7 protein-coding genes are annotated in these 6,041 nt (G+C 35.7%); 4 read left to right on the forward strand and 3 right to left on the reverse strand.

The genetic code is table 11. The annotated features are described in order from the left end of the window. Window positions 1–824, reverse strand: an 824-nt coding sequence (locus ABY285_RS12065; protein ID WP_372770398.1) for an ABC transporter permease, incomplete at its 3' end; no start/stop codon positions are given. Between the two features lie 3 nt (window positions 825–827). Further along, window positions 828–1,727, reverse strand: a complete 900-nt coding sequence (locus ABY285_RS12070; RefSeq protein WP_372770400.1) for an ABC transporter ATP-binding protein — start codon at window positions 1,725–1,727, stop codon at window positions 828–830. Window positions 1,728–1,815: 88 nt separating this feature from the next. Here ABY285_RS12070 and ABY285_RS12075 point away from each other — a divergent pair, with 88 nt between their 5' ends. Further along, a complete protein-coding gene (locus ABY285_RS12075; RefSeq protein ID WP_372770402.1) occupies window positions 1,816–2,880 on the forward strand; it encodes a hypothetical protein in 1,065 nt (354 codons plus the stop codon). A 77-nt stretch (window positions 2,881–2,957) separates the two neighbouring features. Here the strand turns inward: ABY285_RS12075 and ABY285_RS12080 are convergent, their stop codons facing one another. Next, window positions 2,958–3,458 carry a hypothetical protein gene (locus ABY285_RS12080; RefSeq protein ID WP_372770404.1) on the reverse strand — a complete coding sequence of 167 codons (501 nt, stop codon included), beginning with the start codon at window positions 3,456–3,458 and terminating at the stop codon, window positions 2,958–2,960. Between the two features lie 75 nt (window positions 3,459–3,533). On the opposite strand from ABY285_RS12080, the gene ABY285_RS12085 reads away from it, so the two are divergent. From ABY285_RS12085 to ABY285_RS12095, 3 genes are read left to right on the forward strand one after another with little or no spacing between them, the layout of a single operon-like run. Then, a complete protein-coding gene (locus tag ABY285_RS12085) occupies window positions 3,534–3,953 on the forward strand; it encodes a PaaI family thioesterase (RefSeq protein ID WP_372770406.1) in 420 nt (139 codons plus the stop codon). 3 nt (window positions 3,954–3,956) lie between these two features. Continuing rightward, the gene (locus ABY285_RS12090) at window positions 3,957–4,823 is read left to right on the forward strand and encodes an alpha/beta fold hydrolase (RefSeq protein WP_372770408.1); all 867 of its coding nucleotides are present in this window, start codon (window positions 3,957–3,959) and stop codon (window positions 4,821–4,823) included. Further along, on the forward strand, window positions 4,824–5,909 hold the full coding sequence (locus tag ABY285_RS12095) for a chorismate-binding protein (RefSeq protein ID WP_372770410.1): 1,086 nt from the start codon (window positions 4,824–4,826) through the stop codon (window positions 5,907–5,909). It begins immediately after the preceding gene. Window positions 5,910–6,041: the final 132 nt, after the last annotated feature.

Raw genomic sequence — 6,041 nt, forward strand, 5'->3', positions numbered from 1 at the left:
AAATCTCTCTTTTTAAGCAATACATAAGAAAGATATATAAAAATTGCCGTCCAAACCATGACAATAATAAGGTCATTGGGCTGTACTGAAAAATCTTTTGACAAATCTTCACCCACTTGTTTTGCCACCGTTTTAACGGCACCTAAACGTGTAAAAGGTTCTTTTATTAAATTGCTCATGGCTTCCAAAGGGAAAAACTGCATGACATTGGCAACGCTTTCTTCAAATTTCCAGTACAGCATTCCTTTGGTAAAGCCTTCAATCATGGCCCAGATCAACATAGCGCCAACGGCAAAAGCTGATCGTTTTACTAAAATTCCCAAGAACAATCCAAAAGAAAAGAAACCAACTAGCTTCACGAAAAATGCAAATAAATATTCTAAATCGGTTGTTACGATGGAAAATTCGTTAAAATCGGAATAACTGTAACCGAGTATAAGAGAGACAATAAACACAAATAGGGTTGAAATTAAAGCAAGAAGCACCACGGTATAAAATTTGGAGAGCACAAATTCCTGCTTGCTTAAACCATCAATCAAATTTTGTTTTAATGTTTTGTTGCTGTATTCGTTGGCCATCATGGAAACGATAACGAGCAACAGGAAAAATTTAAAAATAGCCGCCATATAGGTGTTGAAATGCCAGATATAAGGGAAATTGAAAATACCTTGATCTGCCAAATGAAATTTAACCGGACCGATATCAAATTTAATGGCTGCAATTAATGCAATTGAGGTGAGTAAAATAAAATAAATGAAGATCAAAACCCTGCTGGCCCTGTTGTATTTTAATTTATGAATTTCTATATTTAACAATCGAAGCATCTCTTAATTTTTGTTGGTTAACGTTAAAAATTGTTGTTCTAAACTTGGTTTGCGTTTAACCAAATGTGACAATACAATGCCGTTATGGAACAAATAGCTGTTTATTTCTGTAGCTGAAACTACTTTGTTTAAAGTGGCAATTATTTTGTCATCTTCTGTTTTGATGGATGCGATTCCATCAAATTTTGTAAGTAATTCCACTAATTTTTCACTGTCAGTCTCTGCTTTAAGTTCAAAAAGTCCGTGAGAAGCAACCATTTCATCAACGGTTCCCGAATATAATTTAACACCTTCTCTGATGACTACCACGTGCGAACATACCTTTTCCACTTCATCCAATAAATGGGATGCCAGTAAAATGGTGGTTCCGTTTTGGGCTATTTTTTTTATGATGACTCTAATTTCATGAATTCCCTGTGGATCCAATCCGTTGGTGGGTTCATCCAAAATCAATATTTCGGGGTCATTCAACAAAGCTGAAGCAATGGCCAAACGTTGTTTCATTCCTAAAGAAAAGGTGGAGAATTTACTGTTTCTTCGTTCGTATAAATTAACGATTTTAAGTTTTTCTTCAATTTTAGCAAAAGGGATTTCCTTTATTTTACAAACCAATTTTAAGTTTTGAATGGCGGTCATATATGGATAAAAATTAGGTCGCTCAATGATGGCACCCACTTTTTTTAAAGCCTGATGTGTTGTTAAATTACCGTCGAACCAGCTAAAACTTCCGGAGGTTTTATTGACAACATTTAAAATAATGCCCAGCGTGGTCGATTTTCCGCTGCCGTTAGGGCCCAGAATGCCGTAAACATTGCCTTTTTTGATATCAAAAGACAAATCATTTACAGCGTGAATACCGCCAAATTTTTTATGCAGATTTTTTAAGGAGAGAATTGTTTCCAAATTTTTGTTGTTTAGTATAAAAATTAGACGTTTATTAACAATAATTGTTACGGCAATATACTAAATTTGGACTTTATCAAATATTTTTATGGAGGAAGAAAAATTAATGTCGCGAAAAAAGCCGAGTTATCCCATTAACGATCAGTTGTATGCGTATTTAACGGAATACAACAGGAATATTAAAATTCCGATTTTTTATGACGATTTGCTTCGCTTTGCAGGAGGAATCTCCGTATTTGATAAAAATGGGGAGGATTCCCTTTGGATTCGCGTGTATTATTCGGATCACGAGCGTGACGAAATTGATTTAAGCCTGAAACGCATGTATATCATTTTGCATGGCGACGGGAGCGAGGACTCTGTTTCATTTTTAAACGTTGATGCCATTGACTATTGCACTTTTGGAAATTCAAAGCCTTTTAGGGTGAAGATCAGGAATATTTTAAATGATAACCACACCTATATTTATATTAAAAAAGCGGATGCGTCAAGGGTGTACGGACTCGAATTGGAGCATATTCTGTCGCCTAACAACATTAACTTTTTGGTTTATAGAGATACGTTGATTGAGGAACATGTTTTAGGCATTCCAGGCGATATGTTTATTGACGAAAATCTTAAAAATGTGTCGGTCAGCGGTATAAATAGGCTTTCGAAAGAGTTCGTAAAATTCAATGAGCGCTGTGTAATTCGTTTGTTGGGAGACATGCGTTCCTATAATTACGTAATTGTGGCTTCGTATGATTTTGATCAGGTTGAATATAGAATTCGTGCCATGGATTTTGACCAGCAATGTTATGAAGGGAATTTAAAGGTCTATTTTCCGCAGTATTTTAAAGAAAATTATCCATTTGTTAAAATGGTTGCAGAAAACCTTCAGAAAGAATCCATAGAGCAATATAAAAAAGAAGAACGTTCGGCAATTGCACGAAGATTTAGAGGTGCTCACACACGGGTAAACAGTTTGTTGGATTGTATGGTAAACGACAAAATTTCAACACCTGAAAAGGTTCAGCAGCTAAAAATGGATTTAATGAAATACACCAACGATAAAAATTTCAAGAAATGTAAAACGATGGGCGATATTTTAAAAGTAGGTTTCGATTTTGTGGTAAGAAATTATGAAAACGTAAACACCTATATTATTAGGTAGCATTGAGAAGTTCCAAGCGGTCACTGAGCAGAACCGAAGTGAAAACTTTCAGTCTCTAGTCTCAATTTTTCAGTCTCTTAATAGTTGTCATAGTCAAATTCATCCAGATTTTCCATATCTGTTTCGTCGTCAAAGTTATCCAGATCATCAAATAAATCTTCAGCAATAAATTCTTTTTCGGGCGCTTTGTCTGGTTTAGTTCCAATTGACAGCATGATTATTGGCAGGTCTTTTTCTTCAGGATCCATAATTTTCGACAATTCAACAAAAAACGTCCACATGGAAAGAAAATCATAGACATAAATAAGGTTATCGCCTTCTTTTGTTAAAACATCCTTCAGCAAACACTTGCGCATGCACAATGCCGAGCCGTCATCGGACATGTCAAAGAGCGGAATTTCTTCCCCTTGTTCCCAATCTTCATTGGTTCTGTAGAAAGAAGCCATTTCAAGTCCTTGAAAGCCAAATGATTTTGCGATAATATAATGTAAATCTTCTAAATTAATGGTTTCATGAACAAGAATATCCCTGATTACATCCTTCTCAACATCTAACAGTACTCTAATTTTGTAGGCCATTTTATACACACATTTAAAATGCAAATGTACTATTTAAAGTTTTAATTCTTATTTTTACGGACTGACAAATTTTTTATGAACGAAAAAGAAAAAACATTAGCCGCATTAAATTCTTTATGCAAAAACACATTAAATGAAACGTTGCACATCACCTACACCGATTTCGGCGAGGATTATTTGGTGGCTAAAATGCCTGTAAACTCAAGCGTTTTTCAACCTGACGGCATTTTAAACGGAGGTGCTACCATGGCTTTGGCCGAAAGCGTCGGAAGTCCGGCTTCCATGCTGGCTGTTGACAATGATAAATTTATGGTGAGGGGGATTTCCTTTTCCGCCAATCATTTAAGAAGCGTTAAAAGCGGAAATGTAACCGCAACTGCAAAATTTATACATAAAGGCAGAACCACACATTTAATTGAAATTAATGTGGAAGATGACCAGGGGAAATTAATTTCAAACTGCAGGCTTACCAATATTATTTTGCCTAAAAAATAAAGGATGTCAAAAAAATTGAAGATTGTTTTAAAAATAGTCGGACTGCTTTTTGCCTTAATTTTGGGCGCAATAATTGTGCTTTTTTACCGCTTCTCATCTCCCAAATCCGATGTTGAAATTCAAAAGGAATTTGCCAAAAACAATGGTGCCGTTTTTATAAAAAAGCATCAGTTTAAAGGTCATCATTACCGTGTGTTAGCGTTTCAAAAAGAAATTGATACCACATTGACAACCATTGTTTTTGTTCACGGATCTCCTGGCTCCGCATTGGATTTTAAACGGTATGGTGCTGATGTTGACATAAACAGGGAAGCAAATTTAATGACCTATGAAAGAGTTGGTTATGGAATCGATGAAACTGGAAATGTACAGGAGTCCATTGCTTTTGAAACGGAATTGCTTGATGAATTATTGAATGGACTGACTAAAAGAAAAACCATTTTGGTTGGATACTCTTATGGCGGACCAATTGTGCTGGCTTCTAAAAACATGTATAAAAAAATTGTTTTATTGGCGCCGGCTGTTTATTCAAAAGTGGAACCACTACCTTGGATTTTGAACTTTTATCAATGGAAAGCAACGCGCTGGCTTTTGCCTGATATTTGGATGGCAGCGTCAAAAGAAAAATTATCACACAAAAAAGACCTTCGGAATTTTGAAGATAGCTGGATTGATAATCCTTCCGGAATCTTGAGTATTCACGGAGATACCGATTGGATTGTTCCTTATGAAAATTCTTTATATTTAAAAGAAAAATTTCCTTCGAAGCAATTTGAATTGGTAACTTTGGAAGGTGCCGGACATGGGTTGGTTTGGTCGCATTTTAAAGAAATTAAAAATAAGTTGCTTCAACTATTAAAAGACGAATAATTGAATACAGATACAGCACATTTTTTTAGCACAATGGAAGGCGTTTTGAACTCAAAATTACCCTTCGTGGCATATAGAAAACCGGATGAAGAAACGGTAAAGGCTTTTGTGCAGCGAACAAAAGAACTACGCGAATTAAAATCGTATAATGAAGCAGCTTTTGTGTTTGCCCCGTTTTGTTCGAAGGGGAAAAAAGTGATATTTCCTTATGAGTTGTGCAATTACTTCAGCGCTTCAATTCGTGATGCTGATTTGTTGGAAAGTGATGAAATGGAGAAAGAACAACCGCAGTTTATGGCCTTTGAGGAACTAAGTGATTTAAAAGAAAAGCATATGTCACTTGTTCAAAAAAGCATTGATTTTATAAAAACCAAAGAAGCCAAAAAAATTGTATTGTCACGAAAAGAAACACTGCAGTATGGGAATTTGAATGTGCTGAACACTTTTAAAAAAATGCTGAAAATCTACAAAAATGCTTTTGTGTATCTGTGGTTTCACCCGGAAATAGGATTGTGGATGGGTGCAACGCCGGAAAAATTGCTCACTAGTTTTGAGGGCAATTTTAAAACCATGGCTTTGGCGGGAACCCAAAAATACAATGGAACCACAAATGTTAATTGGCAAATAAAAGAAAAAAAGGAACAGCAGTATGTGACAGAATTTATTTTGGAAAACTTAAAGGAATCTGTTGAAAAATTGGAAGTCACAGAACCATTTACGGTGCAGGCCGGCAGTTTGGTGCATATTAGGACCGATATTTCCGGTAAATTAAAATTGACCAATTCTTTGGAAAAACTCATTAACGCACTTCATCCGACACCTGCGGTTTGCGGATTGCCAAAAGCAGTTGCTGAAGCCTTTATATTGCAGAACGAGAACTATGAAAGGTCCTATTATTCAGGATATTTAGGCGAACTTAATCTAAATGAGGGTACCAGTTTATTTGTGAATTTACGCTGTGTGCAATTGGAAAATAATTTGGCATCAATTTATGTTGGCGGTGGAATTACGGCAGACAGCATTCCTGGGAATGAATGGGAGGAAACCGTTTCTAAGGCGGAGGTTATGAAAAAAGTATTGTCATAAAAACAGGAATTTAACATTATTCAAAGTCAAAAAAATTATGGAACCTGTTTTTTTATCTCTTGAAGAAATTTATTTAATCTAAATATTTTCCCGACGGCTTTGCCCCGGGGTTTCCGATTTACCTCTCCTTTG

This window comes from Lutibacter sp., from assembly GCF_041555395.1.
Taxonomy (GTDB): Bacteria; Bacteroidota; Bacteroidia; order Flavobacteriales; family Flavobacteriaceae; genus Lutibacter.

What these genes read in the sequence shown, in the direction of transcription:
- ABY285_RS12080 (WP_372770404.1), bottom strand. Translation starts at nt 3,458, where the DNA reads ATGGCCTACAAAATTAGAGTACTGTTAGATGTTGAGAAGGATGTAATC.
- ABY285_RS12075 (WP_372770402.1), top strand. Translation starts at nt 1,816, where the DNA reads ATGGAGGAAGAAAAATTAATGTCGCGAAAAAAGCCGAGTTATCCCATT.
- ABY285_RS12090 (WP_372770408.1), top strand. Translation starts at nt 3,957, where the DNA reads ATGTCAAAAAAATTGAAGATTGTTTTAAAAATAGTCGGACTGCTTTTT.
- ABY285_RS12085 (WP_372770406.1), top strand. Translation starts at nt 3,534, where the DNA reads ATGAACGAAAAAGAAAAAACATTAGCCGCATTAAATTCTTTATGCAAA.